The organism is Polaromonas sp. (assembly GCF_029945895.1).
In the GTDB taxonomy this organism is placed as follows: Bacteria; Pseudomonadota; Gammaproteobacteria; order Burkholderiales; family Burkholderiaceae_C; genus Polaromonas.
Genome location: NZ_JAQSDL010000003.1, coordinates 1 through 19,444 on the forward strand (window position 1 = coordinate 1; position 19,444 = coordinate 19,444).

18 protein-coding genes are annotated in these 19,444 nt (G+C 66.1%); 6 read left to right on the forward strand and 12 right to left on the reverse strand.

All coding sequences use genetic code 11. The annotated features are described in order from the left end of the window. Window positions 1-184 precede the first annotated feature (184 nt). The 3 genes from PSV33_RS00075 to PSV33_RS00085 all read left to right on the forward strand — a co-directional run bounded on the left by PSV33_RS00075 (window position 185) and on the right by PSV33_RS00085 (window position 3,506). Window positions 185-1,507, forward strand: coding sequence for a TRAP transporter large permease subunit (locus PSV33_RS00075; protein ID WP_300557323.1), 1,323 nt, complete (start codon window positions 185-187; stop codon window positions 1,505-1,507). 189 nt (window positions 1,508-1,696) lie between these two features. After that, the gene (locus PSV33_RS00080) at window positions 1,697-2,116 is read left to right on the forward strand and encodes a response regulator (RefSeq protein ID WP_300557325.1); all 420 of its coding nucleotides are present in this window, start codon (window positions 1,697-1,699) and stop codon (window positions 2,114-2,116) included. 106 nt (window positions 2,117-2,222) lie between these two features. Next, window positions 2,223-3,506: a nitrate/nitrite transporter gene (locus PSV33_RS00085; RefSeq protein ID WP_300557327.1), complete on the forward strand. Its 1,284-nt coding sequence runs from the start codon at window positions 2,223-2,225 to the stop codon at window positions 3,504-3,506. A 21-nt stretch (window positions 3,507-3,527) separates the two neighbouring features. On the opposite strand, the gene PSV33_RS00090 is transcribed toward PSV33_RS00085, so the two are convergent. After that, complete coding sequence (locus tag PSV33_RS00090; protein WP_300557329.1) at window positions 3,528-5,228, reverse strand: ATP-binding protein; 1,701 nt, start codon at window positions 5,226-5,228, stop codon at window positions 3,528-3,530. Between the two features lie 471 nt (window positions 5,229-5,699). Between PSV33_RS00090 and PSV33_RS00095 the strand changes: the two genes are divergently transcribed. Next, window positions 5,700-6,497, forward strand: coding sequence for a transglutaminase family protein (locus tag PSV33_RS00095; protein WP_300557331.1), 798 nt, complete (start codon window positions 5,700-5,702; stop codon window positions 6,495-6,497). Between the two features lie 45 nt (window positions 6,498-6,542). Here PSV33_RS00095 and PSV33_RS00100 read toward each other — a convergent pair whose 3' ends face one another. After that, a complete protein-coding gene (locus PSV33_RS00100) occupies window positions 6,543-6,695 on the reverse strand; it encodes a hypothetical protein (RefSeq protein ID WP_300557333.1) in 153 nt (50 codons plus the stop codon). 417 nt (window positions 6,696-7,112) lie between these two features. Between PSV33_RS00100 and PSV33_RS00105 the strand changes: the two genes are divergently transcribed. Beyond that, a complete protein-coding gene (locus PSV33_RS00105; RefSeq protein ID WP_300557335.1) occupies window positions 7,113-9,902 on the forward strand; it encodes a PAS domain S-box protein in 2,790 nt (929 codons plus the stop codon). Between the two features lie 128 nt (window positions 9,903-10,030). Here PSV33_RS00105 and PSV33_RS00110 read toward each other — a convergent pair whose 3' ends face one another. Together PSV33_RS00110 and PSV33_RS00115 are read right to left on the reverse strand one after the other, a co-directional pair. Next, complete coding sequence (locus tag PSV33_RS00110; RefSeq protein ID WP_300557337.1) at window positions 10,031-10,789, reverse strand: class II aldolase/adducin family protein; 759 nt, start codon at window positions 10,787-10,789, stop codon at window positions 10,031-10,033. A 264-nt stretch (window positions 10,790-11,053) separates the two neighbouring features. Beyond that, the gene (locus tag PSV33_RS00115; protein WP_300557339.1) at window positions 11,054-11,389 is read right to left on the reverse strand and encodes a four-helix bundle copper-binding protein; all 336 of its coding nucleotides are present in this window, start codon (window positions 11,387-11,389) and stop codon (window positions 11,054-11,056) included. 265 nt (window positions 11,390-11,654) lie between these two features. Between PSV33_RS00115 and PSV33_RS00120 the strand changes: the two genes are divergently transcribed. After that, window positions 11,655-11,816, forward strand: a complete 162-nt coding sequence (locus PSV33_RS00120) for a hypothetical protein (protein WP_300557341.1) — start codon at window positions 11,655-11,657, stop codon at window positions 11,814-11,816. Window positions 11,817-11,852: 36 nt separating this feature from the next. On the opposite strand, the gene PSV33_RS00125 is transcribed toward PSV33_RS00120, so the two are convergent. The 8 genes from PSV33_RS00125 to PSV33_RS00160 form a co-directional block, all read right to left on the reverse strand. Continuing rightward, the gene (locus PSV33_RS00125) at window positions 11,853-12,233 is read right to left on the reverse strand and encodes a nuclear transport factor 2 family protein (RefSeq protein ID WP_300557343.1); all 381 of its coding nucleotides are present in this window, start codon (window positions 12,231-12,233) and stop codon (window positions 11,853-11,855) included. A gap of 114 nt (window positions 12,234-12,347) precedes the next feature. Then, on the reverse strand, window positions 12,348-12,968 hold the full coding sequence (locus PSV33_RS00130) for a flavin reductase family protein (RefSeq protein ID WP_300557345.1): 621 nt from the start codon (window positions 12,966-12,968) through the stop codon (window positions 12,348-12,350). 202 nt (window positions 12,969-13,170) lie between these two features. Beyond that, window positions 13,171-14,304, reverse strand: a complete 1,134-nt coding sequence (locus PSV33_RS00135) for an FAD-dependent oxidoreductase (protein WP_300557347.1) — start codon at window positions 14,302-14,304, stop codon at window positions 13,171-13,173. Between the two features lie 110 nt (window positions 14,305-14,414). Beyond that, window positions 14,415-14,909 (reverse strand): hypothetical protein, encoded by a 495-nt coding sequence (locus PSV33_RS00140; RefSeq protein WP_300557350.1) that lies wholly within the window; start codon window positions 14,907-14,909, stop codon window positions 14,415-14,417. A 49-nt stretch (window positions 14,910-14,958) separates the two neighbouring features. Then, window positions 14,959-15,990, reverse strand: coding sequence for an FAD:protein FMN transferase (locus tag PSV33_RS00145; RefSeq protein ID WP_300557352.1), 1,032 nt, complete (start codon window positions 15,988-15,990; stop codon window positions 14,959-14,961). Beyond that, entirely contained in the window at window positions 15,971-18,178 is a 2,208-nt protein-coding gene (locus tag PSV33_RS00150) for a PepSY domain-containing protein (RefSeq protein ID WP_300557353.1), read from the reverse strand. The genes PSV33_RS00145 and PSV33_RS00150 overlap by 20 nt, the downstream gene beginning before the upstream one ends. A gap of 9 nt (window positions 18,179-18,187) precedes the next feature. Further along, entirely contained in the window at window positions 18,188-18,664 is a 477-nt protein-coding gene (locus tag PSV33_RS00155; RefSeq protein ID WP_300557355.1) for a DUF2271 domain-containing protein, read from the reverse strand. A 25-nt stretch (window positions 18,665-18,689) separates the two neighbouring features. Further along, entirely contained in the window at window positions 18,690-19,103 is a 414-nt protein-coding gene (locus PSV33_RS00160) for a PepSY domain-containing protein (RefSeq protein WP_300557357.1), read from the reverse strand. Between the last annotated feature and the right edge of the window lie 341 nt (window positions 19,104-19,444).

Genomic DNA, 19,444 nt, shown 5'->3' on the forward strand with positions numbered 1-19,444 from the left:
CTGGTTTTTGTTCTTCTTGGAATTGAAATGATTTTTCGCATGATCCGGCTGCAACGCGGCCCGCGCGGTCCGCGCCACGACGCAGTGAGCGCAGCATGATTCATTCGCACGGCCGCCCGAAGAATGAATCGCTCCCGCCTGGCGGGACGGCGCATCACGCGAGAGTTTTGGCCAGGGTGCTGTCATGAGCGGCTGGGGCATTGCCGCCTGGCTGATGCTGGGCGGCTCCACCGTGCTGCTGTTCATCGGCATGCCGGTGGCGCTGACCTTCATCACCATCAACATCATCGGCGCCTGGCTCTACATGGGCGGCGAGCCCGGACTGATGCAGCTGGCGCGCAGCAGCGTGAGCTCGGTCACGGCCTTTTCACTGACGCCGATTCCGCTGTTTGTGCTGATGGGCGAGATCCTGTTCCACACTGGCCTGGCCCTCAAGGTCATCGAAGGCGTGGAGCGCCTGATCAAACGCGTACCCGGCCGTCTGGCCGTGGTGGCTGTGGTGGCCGGTACGGTGTTCTCGGCGATTTCGGGCTCGACGATTGCCACCACCGCCATGCTGGGCTCGCTGATGCTGCCCATCATGCTGGCGCGCGGTTACCACCCGACGATTGCCACCGGCCCCATCATGGCCATCGGCGCAGTCGATATGCTGATTCCGCCCTCAGCCCTGACCGTGTTGCTGGGCTCGCTGTCGGGCATCTCGATTTCCAAGCTGCTTATCGGTGGCGTGATCCCCGGCGTGATTCTGTCGGTGGCCTTTGTGCTGTGGATCATCATCCGCGTCAGCGTCAGCCCCAGGCTTGCGCCGGCCGACAAGGACGATGTGGTCCAGCACCGCGGCTGGGCGCGCTGGAGCCTGTTTTTCGGCTATGTGCTTCCCACCCTGTCGATCTTCGGCGTGGTGGTGGGCGCGCTGGCCGCCGGCTGGGCCACGCCGACCGAATGCGCCGCCCTCGGCGCCTTTGCCACCATGCTGCTGGCCCTGTGTTACCGCGCGCTGACCTGGGATGCGGTGATCAAGGCGCTCAAGGGCACGGCCGGCATCTCGGGCATGATTCTGTTCATCATCCTGGGCGCCACCACCTTTGCGCAGATCCTGTCATTCTCGGGCGCCAGCAGCGGCCTGGTGCAGTTCATCACCGGCCAGGGACTCTCCACCAACATGATTGTGGTCGGCATGATGCTGATGCTGATTTTCCTCGGCATCTTTGTCGACCAGGTCAGCATGATGATGATCACGCTGCCCATCTTCATGCCCATCGTGCAGGCTCTCGGCATCGACCCGATCTGGTTCGGCGTGATGTTCCTGATCTGCATGCAGCTGGGCCTGCTGCTGCCGCCGCACGGCCTGCTCCTGATGACCATGCGCGGCGTGGCGCCACCGTCGGTCACCATGGCCCACATCTTCATCGCCGTCGTGCCCTACGTGGTCATGAGCCTGGTGTTGCTCGCCGCGGTTTTCTGGATCCCGGCGATTGCGACCTGGTTGCCCCAACTGATCGGGTAGTGCCGTGCACCCCTGAGTCGCTACGGTATTCATAGCTAGTAGCGTCCTTCGTTCTTGCGCGCGGGCCTGCCTCCCCTCTTCATCGCGCCAGGGCCGGGGCGTGGGACAGCACCTACAGGGCGAGGTGGTCCCGGCCCACAGGGGTTCCACTGCCGTTGGCTTACGGTGGTCTGTTCATAAAGGGACGCCATGCTGGTCAGCACTTTCCTTGTCGAGGACAAGCCCGAAATACGCGACACCGTGGTCGAAGCCATGGAAGAAGTAGCCCCTCTCAAATTCGTTGGCCATGCCGCCAGCGAGGCCGGGGCTCGCCAATGGCTGCGCACCTTCAACGACGACTGGCAGCTGGCCATCGTTGACCTCTTCCTCGCCGAAGGATCCGGGTTTGGCGTGTTGCGCGACTGTCAAAGCCGCAAGCCGACCCAGAAGGTGGTGGTGCTCACCAGCTATTGCCACCAGAACATCACCGACCGCTGCCTGCAACTGGGCGCCGACAGGGTGTTCGACAAAGCTGCCGACCTGGAAGAACTGGTGGCGTTTTGCAAGGGGCACGCCGACAACCTCGACCGCCTGACACCGCCGCCTGGCCAGACCGGCCCGATGCACTGAGACTGCGACCGCGACCGCGACTGAGGCTGCGCCCCGTTTCCGCAGCACCCAACCCTGACGCCGTCGTACGCTTCACGCATCAGACAGGTCGTGTAACCTCAGAGGCATGACCGCCGCCGCTCCGCCAATCGACCCCTCACCCGCCTCGCCTCTGCTGGCCGACCCCCGCGCCATGCCTCCGCGCGCCATCTGGGTCATGCTGTTCGCGCTGGTCACCGCCTTTGCGCTGAGCCAGGCCTGCCGCACCGTGGCTGCCATCATGGCCACGCCGCTGCAGGCCGACTTTGGCCTGAGCGCCCAATCGCTGGGCCTGTTTGCCGGCGCCTTTCACTTTGCCTTTGGCGCCATGCAGCTGTTCATGGGCATCGGCATCGACCTGCACGGCGTGCGCCGCACCGTGCTGACCGCGTTTCCGGTGGCGATTGCCGGCGCGGCCGTGTCGGCACTGTCCACCAGCTTCGGCATGCTGGTGGCCGGCCAGGTACTGATCGGCATCGGCTGCGCACCGGCCTTTCTGGTGTGCACGGTATTCATTGCGCGGCACATGCCGCCGCACCGCTTTGCCGCCATCTCGGGTCTGGCCATGAGCCTGGGCGGCATCGGCCTGCTGCTGACAGGCACGCCGCTGGCCTGGCTGATCGAGGCCAGCTCCTGGCGCATGGGTTTCTGGGTGCTGGGCGGCTGGGGCGTGCTGGCCTGGGGGCTGATCTGGGCGCTGGTGCACGAGCCGCCGCACCCCATGGATGCGCTGAAAAAGAAGGAATCCGTGGGCCAGGCCCTGGCCGGTTTTGGCGCGCTGTTCACGCTGCCGCACACCTGGGGCATCCTGCTGCTGGCCAGCGTCGGGTATGCCTCCTTCGTCTCGCTGCGCGGCCTGTGGCTGGGGCCGCTGCTGATCGAGCGGCATGGTTTTTCGCTGGTGCAAAGCGGCAATGTGGCGCTGGTGATGTCGCTGGTGTCGCTGGCCGGCCCGCCGCTGTTCGGCCGCTTCGACCCCGGGCCCGCCACCCGGCGCCGCTGGATCACCGGTTTCACGCTGGGAGTGGCCGGCCTGTTTGCCGCGTTTTCCTTCACCCACAACACATTCATCGATGTGGCGGCGCCCATCGTCATCGGCCTGCTGTCGGGTTACATGATTCTTCAATACGCCGACGTGCGCGCCGCCTACCCCGCGGCCATGACGGGGCGCGCGTTGTCGGTCTTCACCATGGCCATGTTCCTGGGCGTGGCCACCATGCAGTGGTTCACGGGTGTGGTGGCCTCGGTGGCCTCGGCCCACGGGGTGAAGCCTTTCACCGCCGTGCTGGCCAGCATTGCCGCGCTGCTGGCGCTGGGCGCCCTGGCCTTTGTGGCGCTGCCCCAGCCGGAGCCGCCGCCCGCCCACGCCTGAGCGCGTCCGGGAAGCGCCGCGTCAGGCGCCGGGCGGCCCCTCATCCGCCTGATCCGTCCCCTGCGTGTTCTGCGCCACCACGGGCAGCGCGAAATGAAACACGGCGCCGTGGCCGACCCGGCTTTCGGCCCAGACCCGCCCGCCATGCTGCGTCACGATGCGGTGCACGATGGGCAGGCCAATGCCCGTGCCCTCGAATTCCTGGTCGGTGTGCAGCCGCTGGAACACCGCAAACAGCTTGTCGTAGTCGGCCATGTCGAAGCCGGCGCCGTTGTCGCGCACGGTGTAGACCACCTCGCCGCCCTCGGTACGGCCGCTCACGTCCACCTGCGGGCTGGGCGCCTGGCGGCTGTACTTGACGGCGTTGGACAGCAGGTTGATCCACACCTGGCGCAGCAGGGCGGCATCGGCCGGGGCGGGCGGCAACGGCCCCAGCGTGATGGGGGTGCGGATGGCGCTGTCCGTCTGCAGTTCCGCCAGCACCGAGCTCACCAGCAGCTGCATGTCCACCATGCAGGTGCTGACGGCGCGGTGGCCCAGCTTTGAAAAAGCCAGCAGGTCGTCAATCAGCTGGGCCATGCTTTTGGCCCTCCCGCCGATGATGGACAGCCAGCCACGGCCCTTGTCGTCGAGCAGCGGGCCGTATTTCTTTTCCAGCAGGCCGGCATAACCCGCAATCACGCCCAGCGGCGAACGCAGGTCATGCGTGGCCGCGGCCGAAAAAACCTCCAGGCTGCGGTTCAAGGCCTCCAGGTCGCTGGCCCTGGCGTGAAGCACGGCATTGAGTTCCAGGATTTCGTCCTGCATCGCCTTTTGCTGCGTCACGTCTTCAGCGATGCCCAGGATGTGCGTCAACACGCCCTGCGCATCGCTGATCGGCACCTTGCGCGTGTGCAGCACGCGTACCCCGCGCCGGGACGAGATCAGCTGGTCCACCGACTCGAAGGCCGGGTTGTTCACCGCCACCTGGCGGTCCTGCTCTTCCAGAATGTCGGCCTGGTGCTGCCCGAACAGTTCGGCCGCGCCTTTGCCGATCACCTCGTCGCGGCGCATGCCCATCATCTCTTCCGCCGCGCGGTTGACGCGCACATAACGCAGCTGCGTGGCCTCCTTGATGTACACCGCGGCCGGAATGTGCTCGATCATCGAATCCAGAAACAGGTTGGCCGACACCAGCTCGGACGAACGCTGTCCCAGCAAGGCGCGGCTGTCATGCAGCTGCCGGTTGCGTTTGCTGCTTGCCAGCAGTGCCATCACCATCTGCGACAGCTGGGACAGCGCCCGTTGCTGCGCCGCACTGAGCAGCCGCGGCTGCAGGTCCATCACACACAACATGCCCAAGGTGGCGCCGCTGTCGGTGGTGAGCTGGCTGCCGCCGTAAAAGCGGATCTTCACCTCGCCATCGAGCGTCGGGTTACCGATGAAACGCTCATCGAGGCTGAGGTCGGGCACCTCGAAATACTCTTCCTGAAGAATGGCATGGGCGCACAGGCTGTGCTCACGCGCAATGTCGCTCTGCCCCACACCCATGCCGTGTTCGGCCTTGAACCACTGCCTGTCCCTGTCGATCAGGGTGACGGCGGCAAAAGGGGTGCCGCAAAGTGTGGCGGCAAGCTCCGCCACGCCGTCAAACAGGCTGTCGGCCGGCGTATCGAGGACGTCGTACCCGTACAGCGCCCTGAGCCGCTCCACTTCGTTGTGAGGAATGTCTGGTTGAAGCATCCGTTTCCCTGGGTGATCTGCGGGCGGCACGGGGGCCGCGAACCGGTTTGCCGAAGTCCTGAACCTGCAGGCCGCCACGAATACGCTGCAATTCATCTTACGCCGGACAAGGCGCTGCATCGCCCGCAAGCGAAAGGTATTTGAACCTCTGTTCAGGGGACCGCCGGCCGCCCGGTCCAGGCGCCGGATGCGCCCGGGCAGGCCCGCAAAACGCTCCTTTTTTCATAGCTGCTTGCGCAGCCAGTGCAAGGGCCAGGGCCGGTTCAGACCTGGAATCGGGCCTGTTCATCCCGCCGCCTGCACGCCAAAGAGGTGCTGGCCCGTCCGGCCGGGACCCCGCTGCCGCCTGCATCAACAGCAAGCCTTTGCCTACAGATCGGCGCGCTTCAGACGGGTAAGGTGGGCAGTCATTTTTCGCGCACGCCTTCACCTTCACCTTAACCTTCATCGACTCCACCGAACCTGCCCGCCATGAAACTCCAAGCCACCTGCACCCTGACCGTGACCACGGCCGCCGACTGCCCCATCGTCGCCATGCTGCGCCCGCGCAGCGGCCAGGCGCAGTGGATCGTCAGCGACCGCTATGAGCTTCAGCCCTGGGTGCCGACCACCGAGTACGTCGACAGCTACGGCAACCTGTGCCAGCGCCTGGTGCTGCCGCCGGGCGAGATGCACATCGAAGTCGAAGTGGTGATGGAGGTCGAGGACCAGATCGCGGTGCAGCCCGACGCGCCGCACACCCCCGTGGCCGAGCTGCCCGACGACGTGCTGCTTTACCTGCTGCAAAGCCGCTACTGCCCCTCGGACAAGATGTCCGAGAAGGCGCGCGAGATCGTCGGCAACACGCCGCCCGGTTATGCGCAGGCGGAAACCATACGCGGCTGGATCAACGCCAACCTGGACTACCAGTACGGCGTGAGCGACGCCAGCACCGACGCCATGGACTCGCTGGGCCACGGCGCCGGCGTGTGCCGCGATTTTGCGCATGTGGGCATCGCGCTGTGCCGCAGCCTGCAGATTCCCGCGCGCATGGTCGTGGGTTATCTGCACGCGCTGGAGCCGATGGACCTGCACGCCTGGTTCGAGGCCTTTGTGGGCGGGCGCTGGTACACCTTCGACGCCACGCAGAAAGAGCCGCGCGGCGGCCGCATCGTGCTGGCCTACGGCCGCGATGCTGCCGACGTGGCCTTCATCTCCGATTACGGTCCACAGCCGCTGGAAGTCAGCGACATGAAGGTGCAGGTCAGCACGGTGGCCGAACCGGCCTGACCGGTACGTCCAGGGGACGTGGCGGGCTGCCCGACCGGGGCCGCGTCAGGGCGTGGTTTTCTTCTCGCCCTTGTTCTGTGCCCCAACCGGGGAATGGGGGTTTCTGGGCGCCTTGTCTGCCGGCTTTGCCGCGCTGCGCCCGCCGTCCTTGGCCGGGTGGTTCTTGCCGCCGTTGTTGTCTTTGCTTGATTGAGGCATGGTGTTTCCTGGAATGAAAACTTCAGGCTAAGCCGTGGCCCCCCCCAGGGCCTTGTCAGTCGCGGCAGGAAACGCTGTAGGACGCCGCCGTGAGCGTTGAGCGCGGCCAGGGCGGCGACAGATCACTCGCTTCCAGAACGTTGCGTTGCTCTCCTAATGAGAGCTGTTCGCGCAAGACAGGCAAGGGCTGCAGGCCGATTTCATTTGTAATCACGGCGTAGCGCCCGATGAACCACGACCCGCGGGCTGCGCGGCTTGCAAACGGCTAGGGATAACCCCCTCAAAAGTCCATGCCCAGCCGCGCTCGCAGGCGCTGAAATAACCCATACTGCTTACATTTGGTGGCAACTATCGACCCGCGTCTACCTGATGCTGGCCAGCAGGCAAGCAGCAACAAGCGTGAAGCAAATGAAGCAAATGAAGCCGTCGGAACAGTCGACACAGTCGGAACCGCTGGAGCAGCTGGAGCAGCTGGCGCAACAGCAATCACCGCAGAACCTGCAGGAGCGCCTGCTGGCGCTGACGCAGCTGAACCAGGAGCTGCAGCAGCAGTTGCAGCAGCAGGCGGCCCGTCTGGAGGCCCTGGAGCGCGCCGCCGGTGACGCAGACAGCGGGCAGCAGTTCACCAGCGCCTTCGAAAACGCCGCCATCGGCATGGTCGTGCTGGACACCAACTCGCGGCGCCTGCGCGTCAACCAGGCGTTCTGCAAAATGTTCGGCTATTCGCACGCCGAGCTGATGGCTGACGACGGACCCGAAGTCACCCACCCGGACGACGTGGCCGAGGACTTGCTGCAGCGCAGCCTCGCACTGGCCGGAGAGATCGACACCTACCAGCGCGAAAAGCGCTACCTGCACAAGTCGGGTAGCGTGGTCTGGGCCGCGCTGACCTGTTCGATGGTGCGCGACGCACAGGGCCAGCCCCTGCACTTCATCCTGCAGCTGCAGGACATCACCGAGCGCAAACTCGCCGAGCAGCTTTCGCGTGCGAACGAAGGGCGCTTTCGCGCGCTGGTGGAATTGTCCAACGACTGGTTCTGGGAACAGGACGAGAACTTCCGCTTTGTCCAGGTCGCGGGCAAGCTCGCCGACATGGGAGGCCTCACCAATAACAACAGCATCGGCAAACTGCGGCGGGAGCTGCCCTATGTGGGCATGGACGACAGCCAATGGGTCGCACACGAGGCGCAGCTTGCAAGGCGCGAGCCTTTTCGCGATTTTGAAGTCACGCGGCTGGACTCTGATGGCCAGGTCCGTCACCTCTCCATCAGCGGCGTGCCCATCTTCGATGCCGCCGGGCGCTTCAGCGGCTACCGGGGCACGGGCCGCGACACCACCGCGATGCGCCGCTCCAGCGACCGGGTCCGGGCCAGCGAGCGCCAGCTGCGCGAGATCACCGACACCGTGCCGGCACTGATTGCCTATGTGGATGCCGAGCAGCGCTGCCGCTTTCACAACCGCGCCTACCAGGATGCCTTTGGCCTTTCCAGCGAGGAGATCCTGGGCAAAAGCATGCGCGAGCTGATGGAGCCGGCGTTCTACGAGAAGCTGCGCCCCCGGGTGGAAGAAGTGCTGTCCGGCTACCCGGTGATGTACGAGCGCAGGCAGCGCTCGTCCAGCGGCGACGTGCGCGACTACGTGGTCAATTATTTCCCGCGGTATGGCGAAGGCGAGGACGAGGGCAAGGTCATCGGCTTTTACTCCCTGGCCACCGACATCACCGAGCTCAAGCGCATCGACCGCCTGAAAAGCGAGTTTGTCTCGACCGTGAGCCATGAACTGCGCACCCCGCTGACCTCGATCCGCGGCTCGCTGGGCCTGGTCGCCGGCGGCATGGCGGGCCAGCTGCCCGACATGGCGATGAACCTGATCGGCATCGCCAAGAGCAACTGCGAGCGCCTGATCCGGCTGATCAACGACATCCTGGACATTGAAAAAATCGAGTCCGGCAAGATGCGCCTGGACCTGGAGCCGATGCAGCTGCTGCCGCTGCTGACGCAGGCCATCGCCGCCAACGAAGGTTACGGCCTGGCCAACCATGTGAGCCTGACGCTGCACTGTGACGACACCGACCTCCAGGTCGCTGTCGAGGCCGACCGGCTCACGCAGGTGGTGACCAACCTGCTGTCGAACGCGCTGAAGTTCTCGCCCACCGGCGGCAGTGTGGACGTGCATGTGCGCCGGGCCGGGCTGTGCGCGCGGGTGGAGGTGCGCGACCACGGTCCGGGCATCCCGGAGGAATTCCGCACGCGCATCTTCCAGAAATTCTCGCAGGCTGACGCGACCGACTCACGGCAGAAAAGCGGCACCGGCCTCGGCCTGAACATCTCGCGCGCCCTGGTCGAACGCATGGGCGGCAGCATCGGGTTTGACACCCGGCTCGGCGAAGGCACAACCTTTTTCTTCGAGCTTCCCTTGTCGCAGGGGCCCACGGGGTCCGCAGCGCGCGTGGCGCGCTCGCGCATACTGGTGTGTGAATCCGACGTGGACGTGGCCCGGCTGATCGGCATCATGCTGGACAAGGCCGGGTTTGACTCCGACCTGGCGCACAGCGCCGAGCAGGCCCTCTCGATGATCACCTCGGGCAGCTACAACGCGGTGACGCTGGACCTGCGCCTGCCCGGCCAGACCGGCGGCGCATTTCTCAACAGCCTGCGTCAGAGCGAAGCCACCCGCAACCTGCCCGTCATCGTGATCTCCACGCTGACCGGCGACGGGCAGCTTCAGCTCGACCAGAAACCGTCCGCGGTGTCGGACTGGCTGTCCAAGCCGATTGACGAGGAAAAGCTGGTCTCGGCCATGCAGCGCGCGGTGGCCGACCTGCACGGCCGCAAGCCACGCATCCTGCATGTGGAAGACGACCCGGACATCCAGCACATCACCGCCGCCATCGCGGACGACTTCGCCAGCTTTGAATTCGCCAGCAACCTCGCCGAGGCTCGCGCGCGCCTGCGCGACAAGGCCTTTGACCTGGTGATGCTGGACCTGTCGCTCGGCAAGGAGTCCGGCTGGGATCTGGTGGAGCTGATCGACAGCCTGCAGCCCCGGCCCGCGCTGGTGGTGTTTTCTGCCAGCGAAGTACTGCCCGCCCGGGCGGGGGGGCGGCCCGACGCGGTGCTGCTGAAAGCCTCAACCTCCAACACCGACCTGCTTCAAACCATCCGGCGCGTGCTGAAGATGCCGGCAGAGCCGGCAAAGGGCGGGTGAAAGCGATGCCCTGGCCTGCGCGGGTTTGAAAAAAGAAGCCTGCGCTGCTCCTGTATTGATAGCTGTCCCCGCTTGCTGTGCAAGGGCTGGAAGCCGATTTGATTCAAAAAACCGAGACCGATGGGGCCTCAATGCTGGTAGCTGGTGTCGATGCGGTCGAGCTTGCGCAGCAAGGCCGGCCACACAAAGGAGCCGCCCATGCCACCGCCGCGCACATAGGTAGCGGCGCGGTCGCTGCCGGTGTAGATGTCTTCTTCAAAGTGAATCAGCTCGCCGCCGGCCTGCGCGCTGAGCTGGATCTGGCAGGTGCTTTCAAAGCGGTACATGTTCATGAAGGCGTCGGCAATCGTTTCGCCCACCGTGAGCAGGCCGTGGTTGCGCAGCACCAGGTGGCGCGCCTGCCCCAGGTCTTTCTGCAGGCGCGGCTTCTCGTCGTCGCGAAAGGCCACGCCTTCGTAGTCGTGGTAGCCGAGCGAGGCCAGCACGAAGGCCGACTGCTGCGAGATCGGCAGGATGCCGCACTTCTGCGCGCTGACGGCCACCCCCGCGCGGGTGTGCGTGTGCAGCACACACTGCATGTCGTGCCGCGCCTCGTGCACCGCGCTGTGAATCACAAAACCGGCCGGGTTCACCGGATACGGCGAATCAATCACCTTGTTGCACTGCGCATCAATCTTGACCAGCGACGAGGCCGTGATCTCGTCAAACATCAGGCCGTAGGGGTTGATCAGAAAGTGATGCTCCGGCCCCGGGACCCGCGCGCTGATGTGCGTGAACACCAGATCGCTCCAGCCATACAGCGCCACCAGGCGGTAACAGGCGGCCAGGTCCACACGCAGCTGCCATTCTTCGGCGCTGACAACTTCTTTGAGCGATGCGATGTTCATGGGGTGTGTCTCCAGGGTGCCAACAATCCCCCAACTTTAAACCCGCGAGCCTCGGCCGGCTGTCACCTTGGATGCGCTGGATCGCACCGGGCCCACCGTCCAGCACCTGTTCGCTGCACAAGGTCGGGGACCGGTTCGATGTTCAGCCGCCAACCGACCTTGCTGCCACCCCACGCCGCCACGGGGAAGGCCAGGCGGCCCAACGCGGCGGCCGGTGACATCGTCTTCATGGTTTGCACCAACGTGTGCAGACAGTGCCGCCGCTCAGGCCAGCGCCACCATTTCGTGGCAGGCCTCGGCGCAGCGCTTGCAGGCGCGTGCACAGGCCTGGCAGTGGTCCATGTCGTGGCGCACACATGCATCGGCGCAGGCATCGCAGATCTCCGCGCACAGCCCGCACGCGGCTTGGGCATGCTCGCTGCCGCGCGCCATCAGTGCTGCGGCGGTTTCACACATCGCGGCGCAGTCCATGTCGAGCGCGATGCAGCGCGCCATGGCTTTCACATCCGGCTCACGCAGGCATGACGCCGCGCAGTGGTTGCAGGCGGCGGCACAGGCTTGACAGGCGTCGATACAGCTCTGGTATTTCTGGGCAGGCATGAGGGTCTCCTTGGGTGGGGGAAAAGATCGTTTGCGGCGCCAGCGCCGAAACGGGCTTCTGCCACGTTAGGAGCCTGCCGCCACCCGGCCTGTCAGTGCGTGCGCAGCGGCCATGTAGGACGATTGAGGAGCGTTTTTGCACTGCCGCAGAATGTAAAAACGCGTTTCTTCGTTTGCCCTCAGCCACCGGCGGCGCTAAGGTGTGTGCATCCCCACAACCCAGCTTCAGCGCGAGCGGGCAGCCGCCCGTCGTGCGGCTTCTGCCATGACACAACAGGAAAAGCAACAGTCCCTCAAGCTAGGCGCCGGCGTGATGATCGGCGTCATCATCGGCTCGCTGATCGAAAACCTCACCATGGGCATCGGCATCGGTATTGCCCTTGGCTTTGGTCTGTCGCTGGTGAACACGGGCGGTGGCCATCGGTAGGCGCCAGCCAGCGCCGCACGGGCCCGCGTGGCCGGGTCAGGGCTGCGCGGGCGCCGGCGTGCGTTGCGCCGGGTCGTAGAAAAAAGTTTCTTCGGCGATGCGATCGCCATCCCAGCGCTGGTAAGCCAGTTCTTCCATGCGCGTGGTGCTGCCGTCGGCCCAGGTGAAGTTAAAGATCCAGCGGATCACCACCCGGTCGCCGCTGATGAACAGCGGCCGCACACATTCGGAGGTCAGCGACTTTGCCCGCGCCATTACTTTCGCTTCGCCGGCGATCAGCACATCGCGGCCGCGGCGCGGCGGCGCCTGGTTCTCCTGCATGCTGGCATCGGCGGTGTAGAACTCGGCAATCGCTTCAGTGTGTGCGTTCTGCTCGACGCGGGCGACAAAACGTTCCAGGGTTTCGAGGGTGGGCATGGTGACTTTCAGGTGGGTGCGCCGCGGGTCCAGGCGGCCCGGCGCGGTGTTGCTGATCGCTGCTGGCACTGCCAGCCAGCCCTCACTTTAAACCGGCGGACCGCGGACCGCTGGCTATCGCGGCCGGTACATGCGAAACAGCTGCTCCGGCCCAATGCTGAAGTAGTCGCCCGGCCCGCCGCCGCGCAGCACATGGCCGGCGTTCGCCGTGTCGTACACGCCGTCTTTGAGCAGCACTTTCGCAATGTGCACCGCCACCACCTCGCCCAGCACCAGCCAGGTGTCGACCTTGCTGCCGTCCACGCCTTCGAGCTGCAGCACCTGCGTGCGCCGGCATTCGAACGAGACCGGGCTCTCGAGCACACGCGGCACCGCCACCACGCGCGAAGGCGCGGGCGTGAGGCCCGCGAGATCAAACTCATTGACCTCGGGCGGCACCGCCGCGCAAGTCTGGTTCATCTGCTCGGCCAGCGCACGCGTGGTGAGGTTCCACACAAACTCGCCGGTGGCTTCAATGTTGCGCACCGTGTCCTTGTAGCCAATACTGGCAAAACCCACGATGGGCGGCGTGTAGTTGAAGGCGTTGAAAAAGCTGTAGGGCGCCAGGTTCAGCGCCCCGGCCGCGTTGTGCGACGAGATCCAGCCAATCGGCCGCGGCCCGACGATGGCGTTGAACGGGTCATGCGGCAAGCCGTGGCCGTGGCGGGGTTCGTAGAAGTGGGTGGTGTCTGGCAAGGCGGGCTCCGCGGCGGTGAAGTGGAGAAAGGGCGCAGCTGACGATACCCGAAAGCACGGTTGCCCGCACCCGGTCAAGCGGTAGCCCGACTGCGACTCGCGCTCTCGCAGCGCCACCCGACCGTGCGGCGCCAGCCAGCAGCCCGTTGCATGGTGTTCGTCGACAACGAAAACGCGGCAACGTTGTCGCTTCAAGCCGTCTCTAGCCTCTTTTTAGCCGCGCCGGCGACAACATCGCCTCCGTCAGGCCAAAGCCGGCGATACGCTCGGGCAGCGGCAGGCCGCGCGCCAGTGCGGCGCAGGCTTCGCCCATCGCCGCCGAGGTCTGAATGCCGTAACCGCCCTGCGCGGCCAGCCAGAAGAAGCCCGGCGCCTGCGCGTCAAAGCCGCCCACCAGGTCGCCGTCGGCCACAAACGAGCGTAGCCCGGCCCAGGTGCGCGTGGGCCGGTGGATGGTCAGCGTGGTCATCTCCTCGATGCGGTGAATCGCCATGGCAATGTCCAGCTCCTCGGGCTGGATGTCTTGCGGCGCCACCGGGTCGGCGTTGGCTGGCGAGCCCAGCAACATGCCGGCGTCTGGCTTGAAGTACCAGCCCTCGTTGATGCTCGCCGTCAGCGGCCAGGCAGCGGTGGGGATGCCTTCGGGCGGCGCAAAGATAAACGCCGAGCGGCGGCGCGGCTCCAGGCCAATGGTTGGCACACCGGCCAGCGCGGCGATCACGTCGGCCCAGGCGCCAGCCGCGTTGATGACCACGGGTGCGGCATGGGTCTGACCGCCGGCCTGCACCTGCCACTGGCCGCCATCGCGCGCCAGCGCCGTAACCTCGGCATTGCAGATCACCTGGCCACCTGCGCGACGCAGGCCGCGCAGAAAGCCCTGGTGAATCGCATCCACATCCATGTCGGCGGCATCGGGCTCCAGCACCGCGCCCAGCACCCTCTCAGGCCGCAGCACCGGCACCAGCGCGCAGGCCTGCTCGCCGCTCAGTAGCCGCGCGTGCGGCGTGACGCTGCGAAAAACCTCCCATTGCTCCGCCAGCAAGGCCTCTTCGCCGTGGGTGGCGACCATCATGGCGCCGCGTGGCGAGATCAGCGGGTGCTCACTGAACCCTTCCGGCGGGTTGGCAAAAAAAGCGCGGCTGGCCATGGTCAGCGCCCGCACCTGCGGCGTGCCATAACTTTCCATGAACAGTGCGGCCGAGCGCCCGGTCGAGTGGTAGCCGGGCTGCGACTCGCGCTCCAGCAGCGTCACGCGCCCATGCGGCGCCAGCCAGTAGCCCACTGAGGCCGCCGCAATGCCGCCGCCGATGATCAGGTAGTCGCTGGGTTCAGGCATGGCGGGCGCTTTCATGGGCAATGGTGCGTGTCGTGACGCTCTTATTTTAATAGCTGGTTGCGCTTACAGGACGTGGGCCGGGGCCCGATTTGATGCATAAACCGGGCCGGCTACTGCTCCTGCTGGCGGCGGCGCTCGACGGCGCGCTTTTTGCGCTGCCGGTCCAGAAACCAGGCCAGAAACGGCAGCAGCACCATGGAGCCCGGAACCGCCCAGATAAACAGGTAAGGGCTGACCGACGAGGCCGAGCGCACCATCGCCTTCAGCTGCACTTTTTCTTCCGGCGTCCAGGTCTCGCCCTTGCGCTGCTTCATCAGCAGCGGCCACGCGCCCTTGATATGCGCCAGCTCTTCGCGAAAGCGGCGCTTCTCGCGGTGGTTGCTGGCAACAATGGCGACAAACCACACCGGGGCCCGCTTCATCTTCGTCTGGAAGTGCGCGGTGCTGTGGGGGTCAAACCCCGGGTCGGCGGCGACAGACACTGAGCCAGCCACCACCACTACCGTCAGATCCACACACGGTTCGTCCGGCAGGACGATGTCAGGCATGTTGGTGTTGGGGTTGGGGTTGGCGTTGGTGTGGGTGTGGGTCTGCATCTCTTGCATAACGCATTATCGAACCCGGCGATGACGGCGCTTGTGGGAGAAGGGCTTGTCAACCGGGCTTGCCGGCTGCCTCGGTGCGTGGGGCCTGCATGGCTTGACCGATCTGCTGATCTGCGGATCGGCCGAACCGGCCCAGCCCCACTTCCACCAGACCTTCGGCACGGTGCAGCAGGAACAGCACATCCAGCCCCATGCGCTGTGCCATGGCCAGACCTTCGTCGGGCCCGGCCACCAGCAAGGCCGTGGCCCACGCGTCCGCCTGCATGCAGGCAGACGCCAGCACGGTGACCGATGCCACGGCGTTGTTCACAGGCGCGCCGCGGCGCGCGTCCATGGTGTGCGCCAGGCGTGCATCGCCCACCTGCAAGTAGCGCCGGTAGTCGCCCGAGGTGGCCACGGCCAGATCCTCCAGCTCAATGACCCCGTGCACCGCACGGCGCCCAGCCCCGGGGTGTTCGAGCGCCACGGCCCAGGGCACGCCGCTGGCCTGGCCGCCCACGGCACGCAGTTCACCATCCAGCGCTGCCAGCCCATGCCGCACACCGTGCTGTTGCAACACAGCGGCCATGCGGTCCACCGCGTAACCCTTGGCAATGCCGCACAGGTCAAGCTGCAAGGGCGCACGCCTGCGGGCGCGGCCTGCGGGCCTGTCCAGCTCCAGGCACCCGTTCGCCGTGTGCGGCGTGGGCTGGCTTGCAGCGCGAATCGCCTGGGCATCGGGGGCGTCGCGCACCGCGCCAAACCCCCAGGCATCGACCAGCGCCCCAACGCACGGGTCGAATGCGCCGGCGCTCAGGCGGTAGACATTGAGCGCGCCGTCCAGCACCTCCAGCATTTCAGCGGGCAGGTCCACCCAGGCGTCCACAGGCGCGCGGTTCAGTCGCACAAGGTCGCTGTCCGGCTTCCAGGGCGACATCTGCGCGTCGACCTGTTCCACCGCAGCGGCAAGGTCCTGGCGCAAGGCCACCAGGTCCAGGGTGCTGTCGGCGTAGACACTGACCGACCAGCGTGTGCCCATGGTGGGGCCGTGCAGGGTGGTGCGTTTGCAGGGCGCAGCGGGTTCAGAAGACATCTTCGGCATAACACTCCTTGGCTTTCAGCTTCGCGACGCTCAACTGCAGCGGCGCCAACACCACGTCCAGCGTTTCGGCCACGCCCTGCGCCATGGCGCGGCCGCCGCAGACACGCACGATGGCGCCTTGTGCCACCAGGCTGCGCACGCGCTCGGCATCTCGGCGCAGGGCGTCCTGCACATAGCCGCCGCCGTCGGGCACGCGGGAGAAAGCCGTCTGCAAGCTTGTCAGGCGCCCTTCGCCGAGCCAGCGTTGAATTTCGGGGCCGAAGTAAAAATCCCGCGCCGGGTCGCGTCCGCCAAAAAACAGGTGCATCGGGCTTCGCCTGTCGTTGCGGCGAATGAACCCGGCCAACGGTGCCACGCCGGTGCCCGCACCAATCAGCAGCACGGGCCGCCGCGTTCGCGGCAGTGCAAAACCGGGGTTGGACCGGATGAAGGCCGCCACTAAATCCCCCGGCTGCAAGGCCAGCAGGTGCGTCGAGCACAGGCCGCCGGGCATCTGACGCACGCAGATTTCCAGAAACCCGTCTTTCCAGCCCGAGGCCAGCGAGTAGTAGCGCGGCACGGCCGAGCCCGGCGGCACGATGCCCACAAGATCGCCTGCAGCAAACCGCGCCAGACCGTGCCCGCGCAAGCGTGCGCCCAGGCCCTGTGCAGGCCACGCAAAACGCAGGATCGCCGTGGCCTGTCCGGTGGCACCGGGGTAGTCCTGGCGCGCGACCAGCGTGAGCGCGGTGGTGACTGGCACGCGCGGCACATGCGCCAGCACCAGGGGTTCGTTCAGCGCCTGTGCCAGGGCAACGCCCCAGCGCGCGAACTGCTGGCCCGATTGCTGGTGAATGCACTCCAGCGGCAGCAGCGCGGGCCAGCCCTGCGTGCGCAGCGTCTGGTCCAGCGCCTCGGCAAAGGCGCAGAAGGCCGGGAACTGCCGGTCGCCAAAGCCCAGCACGGTCACCGGCACACCACTGGCTTTGAGGCTGGCAATGTGCTGCAAGGCGTGGCTGGCGTGGGCCGGGGCCTGGCCTTCGCCATAGGTGGCAGCCAGCACAAACACCTGCCGCGTGGCGGCCGTGGTCTGAAAGTTCTCCAGCGCGCTGGTGTGAACGCGGTGGCCGCCCTGGCTTAGCGCGTCTTGCAGCGTTTGGGCAAAACCCCAGGTGCTGCCGCCTTCGCTGGCCACGAAGATCAGCACGTCGGCCTGTGCCAGCGGCGTGTTGCCCGTGATGTGTGGCACCAGGCGGCGTGCCTGCCACCAGATGACAAGGCCCGACACCCAGAACAGCAACACGCTGGCGCCCACCAGCCCGAGCACCACCGCCCACGGCCAGGCCGCTTCGCCGGTGTGCAGCACCACGGCCCAGTCGTAAACACGCTGCGCCAGGGTGGCGTCTTGCCAGGCCAGCATCTGGCCCGAGTACCGGTCAATCCAGCCTTGGCCCTGGGCGGTGGCGACCTTCCAGGTGTCCTGCGGGTCGGTGGCTCCGGGAAAATTCAGCTTGCGCAAATCCCGCACGGCAAGGCCTTGCAGCGCGGCAAGCTGCGCGCCGGGCAAGGCCGGCTTGCCGGTGACCACCGAGAGCACTTCCGGCTCGGCCCGGGTGTCCAGCGCCACCAGCCCCAGGGTGGAGGCGCTCATGGTCAGCGCCGTCAGAGATGTCAGGCACAGGACGGCCAGCACCACACGGCCCGCGACCACGTGAGTGCGCTGCGCCAGCGAGCCGCGCACCCGCGCCGCCAGCCGCCGCCAGCCGCCCATGCGCCGCAGCAACAGCACCAACGCGGAGATGCATATCAGGGCCATGGCCAGTGCCATGCCCGCCGCACCCCAGCGCCCGGCGTCGCCCAGCAGCAGCGAGCGGTGCAGGTTCTTCACCCAGCGCGGCAGCACCGAGGCTTGCCACGCACCCAGCACCCGGCCATCGGCCGGGTCCACATACGAGGCCTGCGGCTGGTCGCCGGCGAAGCTGAACACCACGTTGGCACCCGAGGGCAGGTGGCGAATTTCTTCCGCGTCCGGGACGGTGCGTGTCACGCGCTCCACCAGCGTGGCCACCGGCAGATCGCCCGGTGCGGCGGGGGCTTGCCACGCCTGCTGCACCGGATCGATCGCCAGGATGGCGCCGGTGACGCCCAACACGACGGCCAGGGTGCCGACCGTCAGGCCCAGCCAGCGGTGGATGGCTTTCCAGCTCATGCGTGTTCTTTACTTGAGCTGGAAAGTCGCCGACTGGATGTACAGCTTGCCGGCCTGCGGCTTGCCGGCGTTGGCGGTGGACAGCGGGATGCGGACCTCTGACGGGCTGTCGCGCATGTCTTCTGCGGCGGCGTCGATGCGGATTTCGTAACCCGCATCCATCAGTGCATCGGCCAGATCGGCCGTGACCTTGAGCGTGCGCCCCGCGCCCACGCTGGCGCCGGTGACGCCATCCAGGCGCCTGGCGTCACCGGCCGAGAGGCGGCTCCAGTCAGACAGGTGCTTGTGGTACTTGGCCTTACCGCCGGCCACCCACAAGGTGCGCACATAAGCGCCTTTGGCATCGGTCAGGTACGCCGCCAGATAGGCGCCGTCGCCGCCGTAGTTCTTGAGCTGGGCGGTCAGCGTGACCGGCCGGCTGTGTGCCAGGGCGGGAAGGGCCAGCGCGCAGGCGGTAGCCAAAATGGTCATGAGAGGTTTGGACATGGTGATGTTCCTGTGGGGTGGGTGGTTACTGGATCTGGCCGCGCGGCGCGGTGCCAGGGGTTAATAAAGGCGAAGGCGCGGCGGCGCCGTCCGGTTGCGGCGGTCGGGCCTGCTGCGCAGCACCCTTGTCGTCACGATCGCGTTCCCGGGTGCGCTGGGGGGCGTCTTGCTTCAGCTTCAACACCTTCAGGGTTTCCGGGTCGATCTTGGCCTTGAAGCTGCGCCCCTGGGCATCCGTTCCGCGAATTTCATAACAACCGTCGTCAATCTTCAGCCGCTGGATCTGCCAGCCTTGTGCGGCTGCCATCTGCCGCACAGCCTCACGCGTCTGCCAGCGATTCAAAGGCGCCTCGCAATCGTCACCGGCCCATACGGGCAAGGTGGCTAGGCCCAGTGACAGAACCAGCAAGCCAGGGCGCAAAGAGGTGGGGTATTTCATGGGAGTCCTTTAAAACGGGTCAGCACACGATGAACAGTTTGCGGTGCCGCTGCTGCCCGGCGGGTGCCTGGCAGCCAGATTCCAGCGGCACTTTTGATACGCATCAAGGTTCTGCTTTCTTGTTCAACTGCATTGTGGAAAATCCACCGTGTACGCATGCTGAACGGCGCGTTCATCTGCTGTTCATCGCCAGAAAGGCAAACCGCTGAGCTGCCAGGCTATTGAAGGAGCGTGATGACTGGGCGTAGTGCGTGCTGCCCAAGGCTGTGAGTAGCCTGACTACCCCCGGCCCGAACAGCGCCACGGCAAAAAGTCACTGAAAAACCAGGCACTTCTGCGCA